This window comes from Streptomyces sp. NPDC042102 (assembly GCF_055582305.1).
The window spans coordinates 327,435-349,682 of the sequence record NZ_JBVJDL010000003.1 but is presented as its reverse complement, the minus strand read 5'-3'; the positions used below and the strand labels follow the sequence as shown (position 1 = coordinate 349,682).

Sequence of the window (22,248 nt, the reverse complement as noted above, 5' to 3'; positions counted from 1 at the left end):
CCGCCCGGCGCGCGCTCAGTGCTTCGCGGGCAGGAATCCGAGCCGGTCGTACGTCTGCGCGAGGGTCTCGGCGGCCACGGCACGGGCCTTCTCCGCGCCCTTGGCCAGCACCGAGTCCAGCGTCTCCGGGTCGTCGAGGTACTCCTGGGTACGGCGGCGGAAGGGTGTGACGAAGTCGACGACGACGCCGGCGAGGTCCGTCTTGAGCGCGCCGTACCCCTTGCCCTGGTACTTCTCCTCCAGCTCGGCGATCGTCTCGCCGGTCAGGGTCGAGTAGATCGTGAGGAGGTTGCTCACACCGGGCTTCTTCTCGGCGTCGAAGCGGATCTCGGCCTCGGTGTCGGTGACCGCGCTCTTGATCTTCTTCTCGGTGACCTTGGGCTCGTCGAGCAGGTTGACCAGGCCCTTGGGGCTGACGGCCGACTTCGACATCTTGGCCATCGGGTCCTGGAGGTCGTAGATCTTCGCGACCTCCTTGACGATGTGCGCGGCCGGGATGGTGAAGGTCTGCCCGAAGCGCTGGTTGAAGCGCTCGGCCAGGTCGCGGGTCAGCTCGATGTGCTGGCGCTGGTCCTCGCCGACCGGGACCGCGTTCGCCTGGTAGAGCAGGATGTCGGCGACCTGGAGGATCGGGTACGTGAAGAGGCCGACGGTGGCGTTGTTGACGCCGCCCTTGGCGGACTTGTCCTTGAACTGGGTCATCCGGCTGGCCTCACCGAAACCGGTGATGCAGTTCATGACCCAGCCGAGCTGCGCGTGCTCGGGGACGTGGCTCTGGACGAAGAGCGTGCACCGCTCCGGGTCGAGCCCGGCCGCCAGCAGCTGGGCCACGGAGTACCGGGTGTTCTCGCGGAGGGCCGCGGGGTCCTGGGGCATGGTGATCGCGTGCAGGTCGACGACCATGTAGAAGGCGTCGTGGGTTTCCTGCAGGGCGACGTACTGGCGGATGGCACCGAGGTAGTTCCCGAGGTGGAACGAACCCGAGGTGGGCTGGATACCGGAGAGCGCGCGCGGACGGTCGAAGGCCATGGGCCCATTCTCGCAGGTACGGCGGGGTGAGTTCGGCATGCGCTGGCCGGAAGCGGTCGGCTTGTCGCCGCCCCCTGGCCCCGGACCCCGGCACCCACCGGCGTACCGCCGGGTAGCCCGGCGTCCGGATCCCACCCCGGCCGAGCGACCGACCGGCGGCGGGTTCCGTCCGGCCCCGCCGGCGTTCGGTGTGCGGGGTCCCCCGGACGGAGTCCGGGGGAGGCTCGGGGCGGAGCCCCGCACACCATCCCCGCCGGCGTGTCAGGCGGACGTCAGGCCGGCAGGCCCGGGGCCGGGTGCTCGGCCATCAGGGCCGCGACCTCCTTGCGGATCACGGCCAGTGCGTCCTCGTCACCCGTGGCCGCCACCGCCCGCGCGATCCAGTCCGCCACCACCGGCATGTCGCCGGTGCCCAGCCCCCGCGACGTCAGCGACGGCGTGCCGATCCGGATCCCCGAGGGGTCGAAGGGCTTGCGCGGGTCGAACGGCACCGTGTTGTAGTTCACCACGATCCCCGCCCGGTCCAGCGCCTTCGCCGCCACCTTCCCCGGCACGTCCTTCCCCGTCAGGTCGATCAGGATCAGGTGGTTGTCGGTGCCGCCCGACACCAGGTCGAAGCCGCGCTCCAGCAACGCCTCGGCCAGCGCCCTGGCGTTGGCGACGACCGCGTGCGCGTACGCCGCGAACGACGGCTGCGCGGCCTCGTGCAGCGCCACCGCGATGCCGGCCGTCGTCTGGTTGTGCGGGCCGCCCTGCAGGCCCGGGAAGACCGCCTTGTCGATGGCCTTGGCGTGCTCCTCGCGGCACATCAGCATCGCGCCGCGCGGCCCCCGCAGCGTCTTGTGCGTGGTCGTGGAGACCACGTCCACGTGCGGCACCGGCGAGGGGTGCGCGCCGCCCGCGATCAGGCCCGCGATGTGCGCGACGTCCGCGACGAGGACCGATCCGGCCTCCTCGGCGATCGCGGCGAAGGCCTCGAAGTCGATCGTGCGCGGCAGCGCCGTACCGCCGCAGAAGATCAGCTTCGGCCGCTCGGCCAGCGCGAGGTCGCGCACCGCGTCGTAGTCGATCAGGCCGGTGTCGGCGCGGACGCCGTACTGCACGCCCCGGAACCACGAGCCGGTCGCCGAGACGCCCCAGCCGTGCGTGAGGTGGCCGCCCATCGGCAGGGCCATGCCCATCACCGTGTCGCCGGGCCGTGCGAAGGCCAGGTAGACCGCGAGGTTGGCCGGGGAGCCGGAGTAGGGCTGGACGTTGGCGTGGTCGACGCCGAACACGGCCTTCGCGCGGGCGACGGCCAGGGCCTCGACCTGGTCGATGTTCTGCTGGCCCTCGTAGTAGCGGCGGCCCGGGTAGCCCTCGCTGTACTTGTTCTGCAGGACGGTGCCGGAGGCCTCCAGCACGGCCGCCGAGACGTAGTTCTCGCTGGGGATCAGCCGCAGGGTCTCCGCCTGCAGGGCCTCCTCGGCGGCGACCAGCCCGGCGAGCGCCGGGTCGGTGGCGGCGAGGGCGTGGTGGCGCGAAGGCGAAGAGGAAAGGGACGAGGGGGAAAGCGGCGCGGTCATGGCGGCTCCTCCGGGGTCGATGTCGGTTCGTACCCCGCGAGGCCCAGGCGAGCGGCCCTGTGTGCGGACGTGCGCGCACGACTCCCCCGGAGTTGGTTCCCCGTACGCCAGTCGCCGTGCGTACCGGACACCTTAGCGGCCGCGTCGCAGGGAAGGTTTCCGCGTCCGGTATCCGAGCGACGATAGAAGTGACGTCACCCTCGTCACTCACTGGCCAGGACCGACGAAACGGAGATCCCGTGTCGACCACCACGCACACCACAGCGGACGCCATGCGTGCCGCGGACGCCCACAGTGCGCACAACTACCACCCGCTGCCCATCGTCGTCGCCACCGCGGAGGGCGCGTGGATGACGGACGTCGCGGGCAAGCGCTACCTCGACATGCTCGCCGGCTACTCGGCCCTCAACTTCGGCCACGGCAACCGCCGTCTGATCGACGCCGCCAGAGCGCAGCTGGAACGCGTCACGCTGACCTCCCGCGCCTTCCACCACGACCGCTTCGCCGCCTTCTGCGCGGAGCTGGCCGCGCTGTGCGGCAAGGAGATGGTGCTGCCGATGAACACCGGTGCAGAGGCGGTCGAGACGGCCGTCAAGACCGCCCGCAAGTGGGGGTACGAGGTCAAGGGCGTCCCCGACGGACAGGCCAAGATCGTCGTGGCGGCGAACAACTTCCACGGCCGCACCACGACCATCGTCTCCTTCTCCACCGACCACGAGGCGCGCGACCACTACGGTCCCTACACCCCCGGGTTCGAGATCGTCCCGTACGGCGACCTGACGGCGCTGGAGGCCGCGGTCACCGCGAACACCGTGGCCGTGCTGCTGGAGCCGATCCAGGGCGAGGCCGGCGTCCTGGTGCCGCCCGCCGGATACCTCGGCGGCGTACGCGAGCTGACGCGCGCGCGGAACGTGCTGTTCATGGCCGACGAGATCCAGTCCGGGCTCGGCCGCACCGGCCGGACCTTCGCGTGCGACCACGAGGACGTGGTCCCCGACGTCTACATCCTCGGCAAGGCGCTGGGCGGCGGTGTGGTGCCCGTCTCCGCCGTCGTCGCCGACCGCGACATCCTCGGTGTGTTCAGGCCCGGCGAGCACGGCTCCACCTTCGGCGGCAACCCGCTGGCCTGCGCGGTCGCCCTGGAGGTCATCGCGATGCTGCGCGGCGGCGAGTACCAGGCCCGGGCCGCCGAACTCGGCGACCACCTGCACCAGGAGCTGGGGCTGCTGGTGGGCGGGGGCGCGGTGACCGCCGTACGCGGGCGCGGGCTGTGGGCCGGCGTGGACATCGAGCCGTCGCACGGCACGGGCCGGGAGATCTCCGAGAAGCTGATGGAGCGCGGGGTCCTGGTGAAGGACACCCACGGCTCCACCATCCGCATCGCCCCGCCGCTGGTGATCAGCAAGGAGGACCTGGACTGGGGCCTGGAGCAGCTCCGGGCGGTCCTGGCGGCGGAGTAGCGGGGCAACGGCAGGGCGAGCGGCCGGGCCGGACCGGAAGGGGACCGGCCCGGACCGAACCCGACCGGACCGCCCCGGAAGGTCCCTCTTACAGGATGACGTGGGGCAGGAAGCGGGCGTACTCGTCCGTGACCGGCCCCGCCGATTCGCGGATGCCGAGCCCCGCCGCCTCGTCCTCGACGACCCACGCGCCGAGCACCACCCGGTTGCCGTCGAAGTCGGGCAGCGGGGCCAGGCCCTGGAAGCAGACCGGCCCGTCGCCGTCGGCGCGCACGTACGGCGCCCCGCCCGCCTCGTGCAGGGTCACCCCGGCGCCCTCGCGGCCCAGCAGGGGCTTGGCGACGTACCCGGTGGTGGTGGCGAGTTCGCGCGGCCCGTCGAGGTAGGCGGGCAGCAGGTTCGGGTGGTCCGGGAAGAGCTCCCAGAGGATCGCCAGCAGCGCCTTGTTGGACAGCAGCATCTTCCAGGCGGGCTCGATCCAGCAGGTGGTGCCGGTACCGCCGCCCTGGTCGATGGTGTCGAGGACCTGGGGGCCGAACTCGTCCGTGGCCAGCCACTCCCACGGGTAGAGCTTGAAGCAGCTGCGGATGAACCGGAGCCGCTCGTCGACGAAGCGGCCGGACAGCCGGTCCCAGCCGATCTTCTCGACGGCCAGCGCCTCGGTCTCCAGACCGGCCTGTTCGGCGGTCTCCTGGAGATAGGCGACCGTCATCAGGTCCTCGCCGAGCTCGTCGGCCTCGGAGTGCGCGAAGTGCACCGGGCCGGGCGGCAGTAGCTCGGCCTGGCGGCGCCAGGCGTCGACGAGCCGCTCGTGGAGGGAGTTCCACTGGTCGGCGCCGGGGAAGCACTCCTCCATCCAGAACCACTGCGGGCTGGCCGCCTCCACGAGGGAGGTGGGCGTGTCGGCGTTGTACTCCAGCATCTTGGCCGGGCCGGTGCCGTCGTAGCGCAGGTCGAAGCGGGCGTAGAGGGAGGGCTGCTCGGCGCGGCGCCGCCAGGACTCGGCGACGACCTCCTTCAGGAGGGGGTCGGTGATCCCGAGGTCGGCGAACCGGTCCTGGGCGACGATGTGCTCGGCCGCGGCCAGGCACATCGCGTGCAGCTCCTCCACGACCTCCTCCAGCGCCTCGACCTCGGGCAGCGTGAAGGAGTAGTACGCGCTCTCGTCCCAGTACGGGCGCAGGGAGTCGTCGGGATAACGGGTGAGGGGGTAGATGAGCCCCTGCTCCTCGACGGTCCGCTGCCAGTCGGGGCGCGGTTCGATGGTGTGCCGCTGCATGATGCCGATGCCGATCCGTCCGTACTCGTGCCGCGGCGGATGCCGCCGCCGGCGCCTGGCGTGGGCCAGTGACCCGTGGGGCCCTGACCCGTGGGCCCTGGCCCGTCCCGCCCCGTAACCCCCCGCCCCCGACGCGTCAGCCGCCGGAGGAGGACGAGCCGCCGCCGATGCCGCCGCGCTTGACGGCGTCCTTGTCGAAACTGCCGCCGGTGACCTTGCCGGCGCTGACGTAGCCGCCGTAGTAGTGCGAGCCGCGGCCGCCCTTCTTGCACTCCTTCATGGAGTACTGGTCGAGCGTGACGCGGTCGGCGCAGCGCCGGTCCGGCTCGTTGCTGCTGCCGCAGGCGACGAGGCTGGCCGCGAGCAGGCCCATGCCGCCGAGTGCGACCGTGCCGGAGCGCATGCGGCGCTTGTTGGTGGTGCGGCTGCTGTCCATGTCCGAGGCTCCCCCTTGTGGCGTGCTGCCGGACAGACTAGAGGCGCGGAGGGGAGGGATGGAATCCGGCCGCCCGCCCCGGCCTTCCCCTAGAGTCCTTTTGTGCTGCTTGGGATGATCTGCGCGCTCGGTGCGGCGGTCTGTTTCGGTACGGCGTCCGTCCTGCAGGCGGTGGCGACACGGGCGGCGGAGCCGGGAACCGGGTCCGGGGTGGACCCCGGACTGCTGTGGCGCGCGGCGCGGCAGTGGCGATATCTGCTCGGTCTGGTGCTCGACGGGGTCGGGTTCGTGCTCCAGATCGTGGCGCTGCGGTCGATCCCGATCTACGCGGTGAGCGCGGCGCTGGCGGGCAGCCTCGCGGTGACGGCGGTGGTCGCGGCGCGCCTGCTGCGGGTACGGCTGTCGGCGGCCGAGTGGGGGGCGGTGGGCGTCCTGTGCCTGGGCCTGGCGCTGCTGGGGCTGTCCTCGGGCGAGGAGGGCTCGCGGCCGGGCTCCCCGGCGCTGGCGTGGGCGATGCTGGCGGCGGCCGGCGGGATCCTGGTGATCGGCGCGGCCGCGGGGCGCCTGCCGGACGGGCCGCGCGCGCTGGCCCTGGGCCTGGCGGCGGGCACGGGGTTCGGCGTGGTCGAGGTCTCGGTCCGCCTGATCCGGTCGCTCTCGCCGTCCCACCTGGCCACCAATCCGGCGACGTACGCGCTGCTGCTGGGCGGGGCGGCGGGGTTCCTGCTGCTGACGTCGGCGCTGCAACGGGGGTCGGTGACGGTGGCGACGGCGGGCATGATCCTGGGCGAGACGATCGGCCCGGCCGCGATCGGCATCCTCTTCCTGGGCGACCGCCCCCACCAGGGCCTGACGTGGCTGGCGGCCGTCGGCTTCACGCTGGCGGTGGCCGCCGCCCTGGCCCTGGCCCGCTTCGGCGAACCCCCGGGGGCGGAACCCCACGGGTAGCACCAGACCCCCACCGGCCCCCTCGCCCAGGGGGCCGCCCCGACGGGGTCGAGCCGCTGCTCCGCCCCAGCCCCCACCCACGCGCTGCGCGCCCGGTGCGCTCAAACGCCGCGCGGGCTGAATTCACCGCCACCCGACCCCACGCGGCCCCGTTCCAGCCCCACCGGGCACCTCCTCAGCGCCACCGGGCACCTTCTCAGCGCCGCCGGGCACCCCAACCAGCCCCGCCGGGCACCTTTCCAGCGCCGCCGGGCACCATCCCAGCCCCGCCGGCGATTGAGGCGCGGGGGCGTGGGGGCAGAGCCCCCGCACGGCAGGCCGCGCCCCGCGTCGGCACCCACCCCACCGGGCACCCCAACCAGCCCCGCCGGCGATTGAGGCGCAGGGGACCCGGGGGGGCTGGCCCGGGTCTGGTCCGCCGGGCGGGCGCTACGGAAGGGTGGCCGTCAGGGCGGCCAGCGTGGGGGTCCAGGCGCTGTCCGGCGGCGTCGCGTACCCCACCACCACCGCGTCCCGCGCCGGCAGCTCGGCGTCCGGGTGGCGGAACAGCGACAGGCCCTCCAGCGCCAGGTCGTGCCACGCCGCCGACTGCACCACCGACCGCTCCGTACCCGGCGGCAGGTCGAGGACCGCGTGCAGCCCGGCGGCGATGCCCGACACGCGGACCCGGCCCTCCAGGGCCGCGACCAGCTGGTCACGGCGCCGCCGGTACCGCAGCCGCATGCTCCGCACGTGCCGGTCGTACGCCCCCGACCGCAGGAACTCCGCCAGCGTCAGCTGGTCCAGGGCGCTCGACGTCCAGTCCGCCCGTCCCTTGGCCGCCATGACCGCGTCCAGCAGCCCCGGCGGCACCACCATCCACCCCATCCGCAGCCCCGGCGCCAGGGACTTGCTCGCCGTACCGAGGTACAGCACCCGGTCCGGGTCCAGGCCCTGCAGCGCGCCCACCGGCTGCCGGTCGTAGCGGAACTCCCCGTCGTAGTCGTCCTCCAGGATCACGCCCCCCGACGTCCGCGCCCAGTCCACCGCCGCCGCGCGCCGCTCCGGCGTCAGCGCGACGCCCGTCGGGAACTGGTGTGCCGGCGTCAGCAGCACCGCGCCCGCCGGCATCCCCGCCAGGTCCTGCGTCCGCGCGCCCGCCGCGTCGAGTCCGACCGGCACCGTCCGCAGCCCCACCTGCGCCAGCAGCCGGCGGTGCACGTGGACCGCGTACGCCTCCACCGCCAGCTCCCGCACCCGCCGCGCCCTCAGCATCCGCCCGACCAGCATCAGCCCGTGCGCGAACCCGGACGTCAGCACGATCCGCTCCGGGTCCGCCGCCACCCCACGGGCCCGCGCCAGGTACCCGGCCAGCGCCTCCCGCAGTTCGATACGGCCCCGCGGGTCGCCGTACCCGAACGCCTCGTTCGGCGCGTCCAGCAGCGCCCGCCGGGCCGCCGACAGCCAGGCCGTCCGGGGGAAGCCGGCCAGGTCGGGCGAGCCGGGCATCAGGCTGTACGTGGGGCCCCGGCGCACGGGCCGCCGTACGGCCTGCTGCCCGGCACCCCTGGCGCCCCCGGCGCCCCCCGCACCCCCGGCGCCCTTGCGCGGACGTGCCCGTTCCGCGACCCTCGTACCGGAACCCTGGCGGGCCGTCAGCCACCCCTCGGCGACCAGCTCGCCGTACGCCTCGGCGACCGTGTTCCGCGCGATCCCCAGGTCCGCCGCCAGCGTGCGCGAGCTCGGCAGCCGGGTCCCCGGCGCCAGCCGGCCGCTGCGCGCGGCCTCCCGCAGCGCCTCGGCGAGACCGGCCCGCAGGCCACGCCCCGCGACCGGTTCCAGATGCAGGTCAGCCCCGAAAGTGGCCCACGATTGCGTCATGGATATGGACCATATCGTCGGGACGTTTCCTTCTAGCCTGGGTGCATGACCACGAACCAGGAACACGCTCACGAGCACACCCCCCGCATGCAGCTGGCCAAGCTCGCACCGGAGGTGTACAAGGCCGTCCTCGCCCTGGAGATCGCCTCCCGCAAGGGCCTGGACCCGACGCTCGTCGAGCTCGTGAAGATCCGTGCCTCACAGCTCAACCACTGCGCGTTCTGTCTCGACATGCACACCAAGGACGCCCTCGCGGCGGGCGAGAGCGTCGAGCGCATCGTGCTGCTCGGCGCCTGGGAGGAGTCGCGGCACTTCTACACCGAGAAGGAGCTCGCCGCGATCGAACTCACCGAGGCCGTCACCGTCCTGACCGACGGCTTCGTCCCCGACGAGGTCTACGAGAAGGCCGCGAAGCACTTCGAGGAGAAGGAGCTCGCGCAGCTCATCTCGGTCATCGCGACCATCAACGTCTGGAACCGCTTCGGCGTCACCACCCGCATGGTCCCGGGCCACTACACCCCGGGCATGTACAAGACCTCGTAGTCCTGGCCGGGAACACCGGAACGCCCCGGCCGATGACGGCCGGGGCGTTCCGGTTGCCCTGCGCGGTTACCCTGCACGGCTGCCTTGCGCAGGCGGGTCAGATCAGGCCGAGCTCGCGCACCGCGTCGCGCTCCTCCGAGAGCTCCGCGACCGACGCGTCGATGCGCGCGCGGGAGAACTCGTTGATGTCCAGGCCCTGGACGATCTCGTACTTGCCGTCCTTGCAGACGACCGGGAAGGACGAGATGAGGCCCGCGGGGACGCCGTAGGAGCCGTCCGACGGGATGCCCATGGAGGTCCAGTCGCCCTCGGCGGTGCCGTTGACCCAGGTGTGGACGTGGTCGATGGCGGCGTTGGCGGCGGAGGCGGCCGAGGACGCACCACGGGCCTCGATGATCGCCGCGCCGCGCTTGGCAACGGTCGGGATGAAGTCGTCGGCGAGCCAGGCCTGGTCGTTCACGACCTCGGCGGCGTTCTTGCCGGCGATCTCCGCGTGGAAGATGTCCGGGTACTGGGTCGCCGAGTGGTTGCCCCAGATGGTCAGGCGCTTGATGTCGGAGACGGCGGCACCGGTCTTGGCGGCCAGCTGCGAGATCGCGCGGTTGTGGTCCAGGCGGGTCATCGCGGTGAAGCGCTCGGCCGGTACGTCCGGGGCGGCGGCCTGCGCGATGAGCGCGTTGGTGTTGGCCGGGTTGCCCACGACCAGGACCTTGATGTCGTCCGCGGCGTGCGCGTTGATCGCGGCGCCCTGCGGCTTGAAGATGCCGCCGTTGGCGGAGAGCAGGTCACCGCGCTCCATGCCCTTGGTGCGCGGGCGGGCGCCGACGAGCAGCGCGACGTTGGCACCCTCGAAGCCCTGGTTCGGGTCGTCGAAGATGTCGATGCCCTTGAGCAGCGGGAAGGCGCAGTCGTCGAGCTCCATGGCGGTGCCCTCGGCGGCCTTCATGCCCTGGGGGATCTCCAGGAGACGGAGCTTGACCGGCACGTCCGCGCCGAGCAGGTGGCCGGACGCGATACGGAAGAGCAGCGCGTAGCCGATCTGGCCGGCGGCGCCGGTGACGGTGACATTCACGGGAGTGCGGGTCATGGCCTTCTCCGTTAGACAGCTGGCGGTGGGGCGTCGCTGCCCCGTGTGCGCAGGCTATCCGACGGGGACCCGCCCCAATCCCCGGGTCCCTGTGGTGCGTCGCACACGGCGCCGTCCGTTCGAAGGCGAACGAGGGCCGTCACCTTGGGCCGTGGCCCCTGCGGGGGTCGCGCGAGGCGACGTTCCCGGCCGGTTCGGGAACCCCTCGATCGGCGTGCCGTACGCGCCCGCCACCGGTGCGCCGTACGGGGACGCCCGCGGGACGGCCCCGATCCGCGCGGGGCGGGCGGTACCGGTCCTGCCGCGTGCCGCCGCCCGGCGCTGGGCGGGTCAGCGGAAGATGAACCGCAGGGTGGACTCCAGGAACGGGAGCTTCAGCCACGGATCGGGCTCCGCGACCAGGGCGAGCAGGGTGATGGCGATGCCGAGCACGCCATAGGTGACGAGGTCGGTGAAGCGCGAACGCACCGCGAGCATCCCGACGGACGGCAGGACGCGCCGCATCACGGCGGCGGTGATCAGCGCGATCCCGATGACCAGACAACCGACGCGTACGAAACCCAGCGCGGTCGTGAGCAGTCCGGCGGCCGTGGCGGCCAGCACGCTGAGCATGGGCCACTGACGCGCGGGCGCGGGCGCGTCCCACGGCGCCGCCCGCCCTCCGCCCTCGGGCCGCGCGGTGTCCCGCGTGACGGACGGAAACCGCCGGGACGCCCGGGGAACCGGCCGCCCGTCCCCGGCGACACCCACGCCACCGTCCGCGGCCGGGCCTTCGCCACCGTCTGCGGCAGGCCCTTCGCCACCGTCTGCGGCCGCCTCTTCGCCACCGTCCGCGGAGGACCCGGCCGCGCCACCGTCCGCGGAGGACCCTTCGCCACCGTCCGCAGCCGCGCCTTCGCCATCGTCCGCGGAGGAACCGGTCACACCACCGTCCACGGAGGGGTCGCGGTCCTCCGCGCTGCCCGCGCCGCTCGCCTCGGGCCCGGCGCCGACTGCCTCCGGGCCGCCTTCCCGGCCTCCGGCCGCACCGGCCGCAGACACGTCCACGTCATCCCCGGCCCCGGCCTCGCGGCCACCCGGACCGCCCGCGCTGCTCGCGGTGGGGCCGCCGCCGTCCTTCTTCCGGCCGCCCCGAGCCCCGGAGGCACCCTCGGAGGCACCGGGGGCACCCTCGGGCGCACCGGACCCACCCGACCCACCGGACGCAGCCTCACCGGCCGCACCGGCCGCAGCCGCACCCGCGCCCGCCCCGTCGGCCGCCTCGGCGCCGCCGCCCCTGGCCCCGGCCCCGCGGGCGTCCGGGCCGCCCTGAGCGACACCGGTCAGCCGTTCGGCGGCAGCCGTCGTACCGGCGGACGCGCGGCGGTCCGGGTGGTCCGCGCCGGCGGAGCCACGCGCTTCACGGTCAGTTCGCACCGGGCACGGTCCGTTCCGCCGCCTCGACGACGTTCACCAGCAGCTGTGCCCGCGTCATCGGACCCACGCCACCGGGGTTCGGCGAGATCCACCCCGCCACCTCGGCGACCCCCGGGTGCACATCGCCGACGATCTTGCCGTTCTCGTCGCGGCTGACGCCCACGTCCAGCACCGCCGCCCCCGGCTTCACGTCGTCGGCCTTGACCAGGTGCGGCACGCCCGCCGCCGCGACCACGATGTCCGCCCGCCGCAGCAGCCCCGGCAGGTCACGCGTACCGGTGTGGCACAGCGTCACCGTCGCGTTCTCCGACTTACGGGTCAGCAGCAGCCCGATCGAGCGGCCGACCGTGATACCCCGGCCCAGCACCACGACGTGCGCGCCGTTGATCTCCACCCCGTGGTGGCGCAGCAGCTCGACGATGCCGTACGGCGTGCACGGCAGCGGGCCGGGCTCGTTCAGGACCAGCCGGCCCAGCGACATCGGGTGCAGCCCGTCCGCGTCCTTGGCCGGATCCATCAGCTCCAGCACCCGGTTGGTGTCGATGCCCTTGGGGAGCGGAAGTTGGACGATGTAGCCGGTGCACTCCGGGTTCTCGTTGAGTTCCCGTACGACCGCCTCGATCTCCTCCTGCGTGGCCGTCCCCGGCAGTTCGCGCTGGATCGAGGCGATGCCGACCTCGGCGCAGTCCTTGTGCTTGCCGCCCACGTACCAGCGGCTGCCCGGATCGTCACCGACCAGCAGGGTGCCGAGGCCGGGGGTGATACCCCGTGCCTTGAGCGCCGCCACGCGGACGGTCAGATCGGACTTGATCGCGGCGGCGGTGGCCTTGCCATCGAGAATCTGGGCAGTCATGACCCCATCCTCCCGGATCGGGTGCCCCCGGTTCCAGTCAAGCCACGCGACGACGGCAGCGGTTGGTTGCACTTGCACAACAAGTGACCGCCCTTCTACCCCTTGACTGGACAAGGACGGGCCAGGACGACCACGATGACCGAAAAGAGTGCCGCGGGCAGTGCCGGGGGGCGGACCGCAGATCGAGATGTTCCTCCGCGCGGGCCGCGCGTCCCCGCACGTTGACGGAGGAACACCCCACCATGAGCTTCGGCGACCCGAACAACCCGTACGGGCAGCAGCCGCAGGGCCAGCCCCAGTACGGCTACCCGCAGCAGGCCCCGCAGGGCATCCCGCCGCAGGCCGGTTACGGCTACCCCCAGCAGGGCGCGCCCGGCTACCCGGCCCCCGCCGGCTACCCCGTCGCCCCGATGGAGATGCCCGGCCTGATCAAGACCGCCCGTGTGCTCCTCTTCATCGTCGCGGGTCTGCAGATCCTCGTCGGCGTCATCTTGGGCATCATCCTGATGGCCGCCAGCGGCGCCGCCGCCGGCACCAGCGTGAGCGACGAGGCGGACCTGCTGGCCGGCCTCGGCGGCATCATGGTGTTCATCGTGTTCGCCTTCGCGGCGTGGGCCATCACCCTGGGCGTGAAGTTCTCCAACGGCGGCAACGGCGTGCGCGTCACGACGATCGTCTACGCCGCGCTGTTCATCGCGCTGAGCCTGTTCAACTTCCTTGGCGCCGTCAACAACTCCTCGACGGGCGGCGGTGGCGGCCCGATCGTCGGCGCCATCGTCGGCCTCGCCATCGGCGGCATCATCCTCGCCTCGATGGTCAACAGCGCCGCCACCGCCTGGTTCAAGCGCCCGCGCTACTGATCCGTACGGACCTGCACGGGTCCGTACAGGTCCGTACAGGTAAGGACCGACCCATACCGGTCCGTACCGGGCCGTACTGGTCCCCGCGGATCAGTACGGCCCGCTCCGCGCCCCACGGACGCGACCGCTCGCGCACCAGCCGGGGCAGACGAAGCAGCCGGAGCGGACCGACCGGACCGGAACCTTCCGGAGCGGAACCTTCCGGAGCGGACAACAGGCCGCGCCCCGCACCGTCCGGTGCGGGGCGCGGCCTTCGCGTTGCGCGGGTCAGTGGAAGAAGTGCCTCGTCCCCGTGAAGTACATCGTCACGCCCGCCTTCTGCGCGGCCTCGACCACCTGCTCGTCGCGGACCGAACCACCCGGCTGGACCACGGCCTTGATGCCCGCGGCCGTCAGGATCTCCAGGCCGTCCGGGAACGGGAAGAACGCGTCGGAAGCGGCGTACGCGCCCTGCGCGCGCTCCGCGCCCGCCCGCTCGACGGCGAGCTTCGCCGAGTCGACCCGGTTGACCTGGCCCATGCCGACGCCGACCGAGGCGCCGTCCTTGGCGAGCAGGATGGCGTTGGACTTGACCGCCCGGCAGGCCTTCCACGCGAAGGCGAGGTCGGCGAGCTCCGCCGCGGAGAGGGCGTCACCGGTGGCCAGGGTCCAGTTGGCCGGGTCGTCGCCGTCCGCCTGGAAGACGTCGGACTCCTGGAGCAGCACCCCGCCGGAGATCGGCTTGAGGTCACCGGGCTGGTGCGGGTCGCCGTCCACCTTCAGCACGCGGATGTTCTTCTTCCGGGCCAGGACCTCCAGCGCGCCGTCCTCGTACGCGGGGGCCGCGATGACCTCGGTGAAGATCTCGGCGACCTGCTCGGCGAGCGCGACCGTCACCGGGCGGTTGACGGCGATGACACCGCCGAACGCCGACAGCGGGTCGCAGGCGTGCGCCTTGCGGTGCGCCTCGGCGATGTCCGCGCCGACGGCGATGCCGCACGGGTTGGCGTGCTTGATGATGGCGACGCACGGCCCGTCGTGGTCGTAGGCGGCCCGGCGGGCGGCCTCGGTGTCCACGTAGTTGTTGAAGGACATCTCCTTGCCGTGCAGCTGCTCGGCGTTGGCGAGTCCGCCCGGCTGCCCGTCGGTGTAGAGAGCGGCCCCCTGGTGGGGGTTCTCCCCGTAGCGCAGGGAGGCCTTGCGCTCCCAGGCCCCGGCGAGGAACTCGGGCAGGGCGGCCGCCTCCCCCTCGGCCTCGGGCGCGTATGCGTTCGTGAACCAGGACGCGACGGCGACGTCGTACGCGGCGGTGTGCTGGAACGCCTCGGCGGCCAGGCGCTTGCGCGCCGTCAGGTCGAAACCGCCGCCCTGGACGGCGGCGAGCACGTCGGCGTAGCGGGCGGGACTCGTCACGACCGCGACGGAGGGGTGGTTCTTGGCCGCCGCACGGACCATGGACGGCCCGCCGATGTCGATCTGCTCGACGCACTCGTCGGGCGTCGCGCCGGAGGCGACGGTCTCGCGGAACGGGTAGAGGTTGACGACGACGAGGTCGAACGGCTCGACGCCCAGCTCGGCCAGCTGCGCCCGGTGGCTCTCCAGGCGCAGGTCGGCGAGGATGCCGGCGTGCACGCGCGGGTGCAGGGTCTTGACGCGGCCGTCCAGGCACTCGGGGAAGCCGGTCAGCTCCTCGACCTTGGTGACCGGGACGCCGGCGGCGGCGATCTTCGAGGCGGTGGAGCCGGTCGAGACGAGCGTGACGCCCGCGTCGTGCAGCCCGCGCGCGAGCTCCTCGAGGCCCGTCTTGTCGTAGACGCTGATGAGCGCCCGGCGGATCGGCCGCTTCGTCGTACCTTCGGCGGTCACTGGATCGTTACCTTTCGTCCCTCAATGCGGTAGCCGTGCCGGGCCAGTCGCCCCACGACATCGACGAGCAGCCTGCGCTCGACTTCCTTGATGCGCTCATGGAGAGCGGCTTCGTCGTCCTCGTCCCGGACCTCGACCACACCCTGGGCGATGATCGGTCCGGTGTCCACGCCGGCGTCCACGAAGTGGACGGTGCAGCCGGTGACCCGCGCGCCGTACGCGAGCGCGTCGCGTACGCCGTGCGCGCCGGGGAAAGCCGGCAGCAGCGCGGGGTGGGTGTTGATGAAGCGGCCCCCGAACGTGTCGATGAACCTCTTCCCCACGATCTTCATGAACCCGGCGGAGACCACCAGGTCGGGATCGTGGGCGGCGGTGGCGGCGGTCAGGGCCTCGTCCCACTCCTCGCGACTGGCGTACGCCTTGACCGGGCAGACAAAGGTGGGGATCCCGGCCCGCTCGGCCCGCTCCAGCCCGGCGATGCCGGACCGGTCCGCCCCCACGGCCACGACGCGGGCGCCGTACCCCTCGGGATCGGCGGCGATGGCGTCGAGCAGGGCCTGGAGGTTGGTGCCGGAACCGGAAACCAGCACGACCAGGCGGGAGGCAGCCATGAAAGGCCCTTTCTGGGCGGGTTCGTCCTTGCATGATCGTACGAAACTCCGGGTCCCCTATATACGGGGAACCATACGAAGCCACCGACCGCCTGCAACGATACCGGCACACCGGACGGCCCCCGAGGGACGGGGGCACGGCCGAGCTGTAGCGTCTGGACCACACGCCTCACCACCCGCTTCACCACCCGCTTCACCACCCGCTTCACCACCCGCCTCACCGCACCGTCACAGCAACGACACAGGGGAAGAAACGCACCCGATGCCGGACCGCCGTCAGCCCTCCTCCACCGACGACAACCCCTACGCGGCGCCGCCCGAGGGGCGGCCCGACCAGCCGTGGCAGCCGCGCGAGGGCGCGAACGAGCACGAGCGCCGCGGCGGCGGCGACCAGGGCCAAGGTCCCTCCGGGGGCGGCCCGGCCCGCTGGGACCCGACGGACCCGCTCCAGCGGCGGGCCCGCTACGCGCTGCTGGCCGGCATGTGGGGCTTCTTCTTCGGGCTCTTCGGGATCCCGTCGGCGGGGCTGCTGCTGGGTGCGCTGGCCCTGTACTGGGGGATCAGCGCGCTGCGCGCGAAGCGCGACCCCTCGGAGGAGACGCCCGCGGGGACCCCGCCCCGGGCCGACGGGCTCGCGGCCCTGGGCGAGGCGGCCCGCCCGCAGCGCACGGCGGCCATCGGCGGCCTGGTCACGGCCTCCCTGGCGATCCTGCTGGCGGCGAGCTCGTACACGGTGCAGCTGGTCTACAAGGACTTCTACGTCTGCCGTGACGACGCGCTGACCCAGACGGCGGCCCTGCAGTGCAACGACCTCCTCCCGAACAACGTCCTGGGCACCTGGCTCGAGGTAAAGCGCTGACCCCACCCGCCACCTGACGGCCCCCCACCCGGACCCACGCCCGGCCCGGCACACGCCCGACCCGGGGCACCGCGTGCCGGGCCCAGGGCACCCGCCCCTGCCCCCTGTCGTCAAAAGTCCCGCCTGGCCCGCGACGCCTGACCGCGCCTCGCTGCGTTGCCGAACCCGGGAACTCCTCCGCCGTGCGATGCACGGCGGAGGACGCCGCAGGCCTCACCGGCCGACGACAGGACCACAGACCCTGACGGCCACCAGGCCCGGCGCCGACGGCACCTGACACCACGTCCGCCCGCCGGTGACCACCCCGACCGAGCGCCCAGCCCGGCCGCCGGGAATGCGGGCCCGGCCTGAAAGCGGCCCGCCCGGCACGTCAGGGGCACGCCGCGCGCAGGCCCCGGCCAACCCCGTCCCGTCCGGCGACCCGCCACGGCACGGATGGCCCCGCTCCGCCCGCACCCGCACGCCACATGGCCCGCTGGCCTGCCGCGCCCCCGGTCCGCATGGTCCTCCCGGTGGAGCGGGGCACGTCGGTGCGCGCGTCGGCCCGGCCGTTGCGCCGGGACCCGTGGAGCCTGCCACGAGGGGTGTCCGGCCCCGGCCCCCTTGTCCCCTCCCGGCCTTGGCCGAGCCGGTCCGCACAGCGGCCCCTCGGCTCCGCTGCGCCCAGGCCCCACAGGCTTTCAGGCCCCACGGCCCAACGCTCCGTCACCGGAGGTGACAACGTGGGCCGCAGGCCGGGACCGCATGGCGGGGCGGGCCGCCCCGCCATGCGGCCACCCCTCGCACCGCTCCCGCGCGGAAGCGCGGACCACGAGGGGCGGGTGGGCGGGGACCAGGCACGGTCACGGCCGGCGCCGCCGACGCGGCAGCACCCGCGCCCCCGTCACCGGCGGCGACAGCTTCTCCTCCGATCCGGCCGCTGCCGGCGCGGCCGGGGGCTTCGGCGTCCGCTGCCATGCCCTGGCGCCGTTCAGCCCCGCACCGGGCGGATCCGGCACGGGCCCGCCCGGCACCTTCGGCGACGGGACCCCTGAGGGCTCGGGTGCCGCTGCCGGGGGCCGCGGCCCCAACAGCCGCGCACCGCCGAGGCCGGGCCCCGGCTCGGGCGGCGCTTCCGCCGGCCCGCCGGGCCGCGACGGCCGCAGCCACGCCAGCGCCTCGCCGAGCCGCGACCCATCGGCGTCGGGCGCCTGCGCCCCCGACCGCCCGTACTCGGGCGAACCCGGCCGCCCCGGCGACGGCGCCGCCGGATCCGCTGCCCGAGGCAGACGCGGCGGCTCCACAGGGGCCGAGGGACAGGGCCCCGACGGGTCACCCCCCGGGCCGCCGGGCCGCGACGGCCGCAGCCACGCCAGCGCCTCGCCGAGCCGCGACCCATCGGCGTCGGGCGCCCGCGCCCCCGACCGCCCATACGCGGGCGAACCCGGCCGCCCCGGCGACGGCGCCGCCGGATCCCGCTCCGACGGCCGCCGGCCAGCCGTGCCGGCCGCCACCGGATCCACGGCCCGAGGTGGACGCGGCGGCTCCACAGGGGCCGGGGGACACGGCCCCGACGGGTCAGCCCCCGGCCTCGCGGCCCGCGACGGCCGCAGCCACGCCAGCGCCTCACCGAGACGCGAGGCCAGAGAGGCTGAGGTCTTATCAGTCCCGGACGGACGCCTCTGCGCCGATGCCGGACCCGCCGGGCGCGGACCGCCGAGGGCCCGCTCGACCGCGGAGTCCGACGGCCGCGGCCCCGGCGCCTCGCGGGCTGACGGAGCGACAGGCTCCGGGGACCCGGGCCCCGACGCCCCGGGCCGCCGCGGGCCGGACACGCCGGGCCCGGTCAGCCCCGGCCTCATCCCTCCGCCCACTCCGGCGGAACCCGGCTCCACCACGGCCCCCGGACCCGACGGCCTGGACCCCGACAAGCCGTCAGCCGACGCAACCTCAGGACTCCGAGGCCTCAGACCAGGCGCAGCCGACCCGAACGACGACCCCGACTGCGCCGGAGCCCCCGACCGCGACGGCCCGGACCCCGGCCCACCCGGACCGGCGAGACCCGGCTCCACCACGGCCCCCGACCCCGACGGCCCGGACCCTGGCCCACCCGGACCGGCGAGACCCGGCTCCACCACGGCCCCGGCCCCCGGCGCGCCCGCAGCCGGCGGAGCCGCAGGGTCCCGGGGGTGCGTGCCGGGCTCGGGCGGGACGGCGGTCGGCGACGGCGCAGGGTCCCGGGGGCGCGGGCCGGGCTCGGGCGGGACGGCGGCCGGGGCCGTGGCGGGGTCCCCGGACCGTGGTCCCGGCGGGGCCTCCGGGGCCATCGGCCCGGTCACCCCGGCGGGGGGTACGGGCTCCGCCGGCGGGGTGAGGTCCGGGATCAGCGTGCCCGAGGTACGCCGCAGGGTCGCCCAGCGGGCCTCGCGCCCGGCGTTCGTGTGCCAGTCGTCGTCCGCCGGCTCGGGCGCGAACGACGGCCGCGTCCGCCACCGGTGCACCGCCACCGCGACCGGTACGGCCAGCACCAGCGTCCAGCCCACCGCCGCCGCTCCCGCCTGCCACCACACCGGCCCGAACCGCGCCAGCTCCCCCGAGCCCAGCGCCCCGCCCGACGCCCCCGCCAGCCCCGCGAGCAGCAGTCCGCACACGACCGCCCCCAGCGCCGCCGTCAGCGCCGTCTCGCCCAGCGACACCTCCCGCGCCCGCCGGACCGCGAACCACCCCACCACCAGCCCGGCCACCACCGGCATCGCCAGCGCCGCCCACGCCGGCATCGACCCCGCCCCCGCCGGCGGCAGCGCCGCCAGCAGCGGGAAGTGCGGCAGCGCGGGCGAACCCTCGAAGCCCAGGGGGGTCGCGACCGCGCCGGTGCCCAGCTCGAACCCCGGCCCGAGCCCGTACGCCGCGCCCCACACCGCCGCGTTCGGGATCAGCCCGACCGCCAGCAGCAGCACCGCGAACCGCCCCGACCACACCCCCGTCAGCTGCATGAACGATTCCTGTGCCGCCTGCGCGTGCCAGACCAGCGACGCCCCGAGCAACAGCGCGCCCCCGCCCACCAGGACGAGCGCTCCCGCGCCCCCGGCCCCCAGCGCCAGCGCGTACCGGGGGCGCGCGACGGCTCTGCGTACGCCCTCCGGCACCCACGCCGGCAGCGGCCCCCGCGGCCGCCCCCGCGCCGCCCACACCCCGCCGCCCGCGGCCGCAGCCGTGACCAGCGGCACGTGCCAGGCCGCGCTCAGCGGATCGGCCGGCATCGGCCCGCCGGCCGCGTACACGGTGGCGGCGGCCCCCACCGCCAGGTAGCCGCACATCACCGCCGAGAACACGGCCCCGGCCGGCAGCGCGTCGTCGTCATCGATCGCCAGCCGCGCCGCACGCCGCGTCAGCAGCACGGGCAGGGCCAGCAGGAGCAGTGGCGTCACCCCCACCGGCGCGGGTGCGCCGGACAGCGTGTCGTACCGGATCAGCTCAGTGCCGTGCGCCATCAGCCACAGCCCGGCGGCGAGGTGCAGCGCCCCGCCGGGCCCGCTGTCGGGGTACGGCGAACTGATCCACAGGGTCATGACGAGTACGGCCAGGAAGCCGAGTCCCAGCCCGGCGGCGACGACGCCGCTCAGCACACACGCGGCGGCGGCCGGAGAACGGCGGCGGCCGCCGGACCGCGGGAGCGCCGGCAACGACGTCCCGCGTTCGGTCACTTGGGTCACCTCGCCATGGTCCCAACGACACGCGCTGACGCCGCGTAACAGGCGATTACCCGTGGTGTCGCCCAATATACGGTTATGTACTTTTTCGCCCAGAGCTGCCGGGTCACGGGGAGAGCGGCATGACACCCAGCGCCGGCACACCCTCCGAACTGCCCCTGCCCTCCCCCAAGGAGCGCCGCAGACTGCGCGAAGCCGTCGGCCTCAGCCTCGACGACGTCGCGGCGGCGCTCGGCGTGTCCGCGTCCACGGTCCGCTCCTGGGAGACCGGCCGCACGGGCCCGCGCGGCCGCAAGCGCCAGGCCTACGCGAGGATCCTGGGCACGGACACGGACACGGACACGAATACGGGTACGGATGCGGACAGCGGTACCGATACGGGTGTCCGTACGGATGCGGGTTCGACTTCGGGTACGGGTCCCGGCACGAGTTCGGGTACGAGTTCGGGTTGCGACAGCGGCAGCGGCACCGCCGGGGTCTGGCCGGGCCTGACCCACGGCACGGCCGACCTCCCCACCGCCCTGCGCGCCGGCGGCGATGGACTGCGGGCCGCCTTCACCGCCGGCGGGGCGGGCCGGCCCGCGGCCGGGCACCCGGTGGACGCCGGCCCGGCCTTCTCCCCAGCCGGCCGCCACGCCTACGAGATCGGCCCCGAACCCTTCCCAGATCCGGATCCGGATCCGGCCCCCGCCCCGGCCCCGGGCACGGGCACGGCCCCGAACCCCGCGCCGGATCCCCGGGCGGACGGCCACCCGGAGGCCACCACCGGCCCCTCCAGCCCTTCCGGACCCTCCCGCCCCGGCACGCCCGACGCCGTATCCGAGCCCACGCCCGACCCCGCGCCCGACGCGGTGCCCGCGCGTCCCCGTCGGGTGGGCCCCAGCCTCAATCCCGTCCCTCCCGAGGGCGGATTCCGGGCCTCCGTCGTCCGCCTCACGCCCGGTCAGGCCTTCGACGCCCTCTACGCCTACGCCGCCCCCGCCCTGGTCCGCCAGACCTACCTGCTCACCGGCCGCCGCAGGCTCGCCCGGCAGTCCGTCGAGCGGGCCTTCCGGCGGGCCTGGGAACGGTGGCCGGAGGTCGCCACCGATCCCGACCCCGTCGGATGGGTGCGCGCGGCGGCGTACGAATGGGCGCTCAGCCCCTGGCACGTATTCCGCCGCCCCCGCAAGCACCCCGACAAGACCCCGGCGGACCCCGCCGACCGGATCCTGATGGACGCCCTGCTCGCGCTGCCGCCCCGGCACCGCCGCACCGTGCTCCTCTACGACGGGGTCGGGCTCGACCTGCCCGACACGGCCGCCGAGACCGAGGCCAGCACCCCGGCCGCCGGCGCCCGGCTGCTGCGCGCGCACGCCGAACTCGCCCACCGCGTCCCCGAGCTGGTCGCCGTACCGGCCGCGGGCCGGTCGGCGGTGCTGCACGAACAGCTGTGCGCGCTGCGGCCCGCCGTACGGCTGGAGCCGTGCCGGGCGGTGGTGGTACGGATGGTCGGCGAGCGGCGCAGCCGGCTGTGGACCCGGGCCGCGCTCACCCTGACGGCGTGCATCGCGGCCGCCACCACGTACACCCTGTTCACGGCGCCCACCCGGTACGTGCCGCGCATCGCGCCCGGCGCGAGCGTGTCCGGCGTACCGCCGCACGCGGGCCCGCAGCAGCTGACCGAGGAGCGCAGGCTGCTCCAGGAGAAGCTGCGGACGGAACGGGAGAGCGGGCCGGCCCGGCTGCTGCCCCGGGTCGAGTGAGCCGTCCGGTTCCGGTACCAGGCGGAAACGGGCGTGGGCCCCCCCCCCGCCCCCCGGGGGGGGGGCCCCCCCCCCCGGGGGGGGGGGGGGGGGCGGGCGGGGGGGGGGCGGGGGGGTGGGCGCGGGGGGGGGAGGGGGGGGTGGGGGGGGGGGAGGAAACAGT

General features: G+C 74.6%; 17 protein-coding genes and 1 riboswitch. Of the genes, 6 read left to right on the top strand and 11 right to left on the bottom strand.

Annotation, left to right across the window (positions count from 1 at the left end):
* Positions 1 to 15: 15 nt before the first annotated feature.
* A complete protein-coding gene (gene trpS / locus ACZ6KO_RS14875; RefSeq protein WP_469304376.1) occupies positions 16 to 1,029 on the bottom strand; it encodes a tryptophan--tRNA ligase in 1,014 nt (337 codons plus the stop codon).
* 272 nt (positions 1,030 to 1,301) lie between these two features.
* On the bottom strand, positions 1,302 to 2,594 hold the full coding sequence (locus tag ACZ6KO_RS14870; protein ID WP_469304375.1) for a serine hydroxymethyltransferase: 1,293 nt from the start codon (positions 2,592 to 2,594) through the stop codon (positions 1,302 to 1,304).
* Positions 2,595 to 2,628: 34 nt separating this feature from the next.
* Positions 2,629 to 2,719, bottom strand: a riboswitch (ZMP/ZTP riboswitch).
* A gap of 147 nt (positions 2,720 to 2,866) precedes the next feature.
* On the opposite strand from ACZ6KO_RS14870, the gene rocD reads away from it, so the two are divergent.
* Positions 2,867 to 4,054, top strand: coding sequence for an ornithine--oxo-acid transaminase (gene rocD / locus ACZ6KO_RS14865; RefSeq protein ID WP_469304975.1), 1,188 nt, complete (start codon positions 2,867 to 2,869; stop codon positions 4,052 to 4,054).
* Positions 4,055 to 4,142: 88 nt separating this feature from the next.
* On the opposite strand, the gene ACZ6KO_RS14860 is transcribed toward rocD, so the two are convergent.
* Both ACZ6KO_RS14860 and ACZ6KO_RS14855 read right to left on the bottom strand, forming a co-directional pair.
* Complete coding sequence (locus ACZ6KO_RS14860; RefSeq protein ID WP_469304374.1) at positions 4,143 to 5,333, bottom strand: glutathionylspermidine synthase family protein; 1,191 nt, start codon at positions 5,331 to 5,333, stop codon at positions 4,143 to 4,145.
* Between the two features lie 136 nt (positions 5,334 to 5,469).
* A complete protein-coding gene (locus ACZ6KO_RS14855) occupies positions 5,470 to 5,769 on the bottom strand; it encodes a hypothetical protein (protein ID WP_469304373.1) in 300 nt (99 codons plus the stop codon).
* Between the two features lie 114 nt (positions 5,770 to 5,883).
* Between ACZ6KO_RS14855 and ACZ6KO_RS14850 the strand changes: the two genes are divergently transcribed.
* Entirely contained in the window at positions 5,884 to 6,717 is an 834-nt protein-coding gene (locus ACZ6KO_RS14850; protein WP_469304974.1) for a DMT family protein, read from the top strand.
* 429 nt (positions 6,718 to 7,146) lie between these two features.
* Here the strand turns inward: ACZ6KO_RS14850 and pdxR are convergent, their stop codons facing one another.
* Positions 7,147 to 8,577 (bottom strand): MocR-like pyridoxine biosynthesis transcription factor PdxR, encoded by a 1,431-nt coding sequence (pdxR, locus tag ACZ6KO_RS14845; RefSeq protein ID WP_469304372.1) that lies wholly within the window; start codon positions 8,575 to 8,577, stop codon positions 7,147 to 7,149.
* A gap of 45 nt (positions 8,578 to 8,622) precedes the next feature.
* Here pdxR and ACZ6KO_RS14840 point away from each other — a divergent pair, with 45 nt between their 5' ends.
* Complete coding sequence (locus tag ACZ6KO_RS14840; RefSeq protein WP_469304371.1) at positions 8,623 to 9,120, top strand: carboxymuconolactone decarboxylase family protein; 498 nt, start codon at positions 8,623 to 8,625, stop codon at positions 9,118 to 9,120.
* Between the two features lie 97 nt (positions 9,121 to 9,217).
* Here ACZ6KO_RS14840 and ACZ6KO_RS14835 read toward each other — a convergent pair whose 3' ends face one another.
* The 3 genes from ACZ6KO_RS14835 to ACZ6KO_RS14825 form a co-directional block, all read right to left on the bottom strand.
* Positions 9,218 to 10,207, bottom strand: coding sequence for a malate dehydrogenase (locus tag ACZ6KO_RS14835; RefSeq protein ID WP_469304370.1), 990 nt, complete (start codon positions 10,205 to 10,207; stop codon positions 9,218 to 9,220).
* A gap of 330 nt (positions 10,208 to 10,537) precedes the next feature.
* Complete coding sequence (locus ACZ6KO_RS14830; RefSeq protein ID WP_469304369.1) at positions 10,538 to 10,819, bottom strand: DUF3017 domain-containing protein; 282 nt, start codon at positions 10,817 to 10,819, stop codon at positions 10,538 to 10,540.
* A gap of 793 nt (positions 10,820 to 11,612) precedes the next feature.
* A complete protein-coding gene (locus ACZ6KO_RS14825; RefSeq protein WP_469304368.1) occupies positions 11,613 to 12,476 on the bottom strand; it encodes a bifunctional methylenetetrahydrofolate dehydrogenase/methenyltetrahydrofolate cyclohydrolase in 864 nt (287 codons plus the stop codon).
* A gap of 242 nt (positions 12,477 to 12,718) precedes the next feature.
* On the opposite strand from ACZ6KO_RS14825, the gene ACZ6KO_RS14820 reads away from it, so the two are divergent.
* On the top strand, positions 12,719 to 13,336 hold the full coding sequence (locus tag ACZ6KO_RS14820) for a hypothetical protein (protein ID WP_469304367.1): 618 nt from the start codon (positions 12,719 to 12,721) through the stop codon (positions 13,334 to 13,336).
* 267 nt (positions 13,337 to 13,603) lie between these two features.
* On the opposite strand, the gene purH is transcribed toward ACZ6KO_RS14820, so the two are convergent.
* The gene (purH, locus tag ACZ6KO_RS14815) at positions 13,604 to 15,181 is read right to left on the bottom strand and encodes a bifunctional phosphoribosylaminoimidazolecarboxamide formyltransferase/IMP cyclohydrolase (protein ID WP_469304366.1); all 1,578 of its coding nucleotides are present in this window, start codon (positions 15,179 to 15,181) and stop codon (positions 13,604 to 13,606) included.
* Entirely contained in the window at positions 15,178 to 15,792 is a 615-nt protein-coding gene (gene purN / locus ACZ6KO_RS14810; RefSeq protein ID WP_469304365.1) for a phosphoribosylglycinamide formyltransferase, read from the bottom strand. Before purN ends, purH begins: the two co-directional genes overlap by 4 nt.
* 262 nt (positions 15,793 to 16,054) lie before the next feature.
* Here purN and ACZ6KO_RS14805 point away from each other — a divergent pair, with 262 nt between their 5' ends.
* Positions 16,055 to 16,651 carry a hypothetical protein gene (locus tag ACZ6KO_RS14805; RefSeq protein ID WP_469304364.1) on the top strand — a complete coding sequence of 199 codons (597 nt, stop codon included), beginning with the start codon at positions 16,055 to 16,057 and terminating at the stop codon, positions 16,649 to 16,651.
* A gap of 842 nt (positions 16,652 to 17,493) precedes the next feature.
* Here ACZ6KO_RS14805 and ACZ6KO_RS14800 read toward each other — a convergent pair.
* On the bottom strand, positions 17,494 to 20,343 hold the full coding sequence (locus tag ACZ6KO_RS14800) for a cell division protein PerM (protein WP_469304363.1): 2,850 nt from the start codon (positions 20,341 to 20,343) through the stop codon (positions 17,494 to 17,496).
* Positions 20,344 to 20,462: 119 nt separating this feature from the next.
* Between ACZ6KO_RS14800 and ACZ6KO_RS14795 the strand changes: the two genes are divergently transcribed.
* Positions 20,463 to 22,085, top strand: coding sequence for a helix-turn-helix domain-containing protein (locus ACZ6KO_RS14795; RefSeq protein WP_469304362.1), 1,623 nt, complete (start codon positions 20,463 to 20,465; stop codon positions 22,083 to 22,085).
* Positions 22,086 to 22,248: the final 163 nt, after the last annotated feature.

Bases quoted from the DNA above. Each gene is read 5' to 3' on its own strand.
- ACZ6KO_RS14795 (WP_469304362.1), top strand. From the start codon at position 20,463: ATGACACCCAGCGCCGGCACACCCTCCGAACTGCCCCTGCCCTCCCCC.
- ACZ6KO_RS14835 (WP_469304370.1), bottom strand. From the start codon at position 10,207: ATGACCCGCACTCCCGTGAATGTCACCGTCACCGGCGCCGCCGGCCAG.
- purN (WP_469304365.1), bottom strand. From the start codon at position 15,792: ATGGCTGCCTCCCGCCTGGTCGTGCTGGTTTCCGGTTCCGGCACCAAC.
- ACZ6KO_RS14855 (WP_469304373.1), bottom strand. From the start codon at position 5,769: ATGGACAGCAGCCGCACCACCAACAAGCGCCGCATGCGCTCCGGCACG.
- ACZ6KO_RS14840 (WP_469304371.1), top strand. From the start codon at position 8,623: ATGACCACGAACCAGGAACACGCTCACGAGCACACCCCCCGCATGCAG.
- rocD (WP_469304975.1), top strand. From the start codon at position 2,867: ATGCGTGCCGCGGACGCCCACAGTGCGCACAACTACCACCCGCTGCCC.
- ACZ6KO_RS14830 (WP_469304369.1), bottom strand. From the start codon at position 10,819: ATGCTCAGCGTGCTGGCCGCCACGGCCGCCGGACTGCTCACGACCGCG.
- ACZ6KO_RS14820 (WP_469304367.1), top strand. From the start codon at position 12,719: ATGAGCTTCGGCGACCCGAACAACCCGTACGGGCAGCAGCCGCAGGGC.
- trpS (WP_469304376.1), bottom strand. From the start codon at position 1,029: ATGGCCTTCGACCGTCCGCGCGCGCTCTCCGGTATCCAGCCCACCTCG.
- ACZ6KO_RS14850 (WP_469304974.1), top strand. From the start codon at position 5,884: ATGATCTGCGCGCTCGGTGCGGCGGTCTGTTTCGGTACGGCGTCCGTC.
- ACZ6KO_RS14870 (WP_469304375.1), bottom strand. From the start codon at position 2,594: ATGACCGCGCCGCTTTCCCCCTCGTCCCTTTCCTCTTCGCCTTCGCGC.
- pdxR (WP_469304372.1), bottom strand. From the start codon at position 8,577: ATGACGCAATCGTGGGCCACTTTCGGGGCTGACCTGCATCTGGAACCG.
- ACZ6KO_RS14825 (WP_469304368.1), bottom strand. From the start codon at position 12,476: ATGACTGCCCAGATTCTCGATGGCAAGGCCACCGCCGCCGCGATCAAG.
- ACZ6KO_RS14860 (WP_469304374.1), bottom strand. From the start codon at position 5,333: ATGCAGCGGCACACCATCGAACCGCGCCCCGACTGGCAGCGGACCGTC.
- ACZ6KO_RS14805 (WP_469304364.1), top strand. From the start codon at position 16,055: ATGCCGGACCGCCGTCAGCCCTCCTCCACCGACGACAACCCCTACGCG.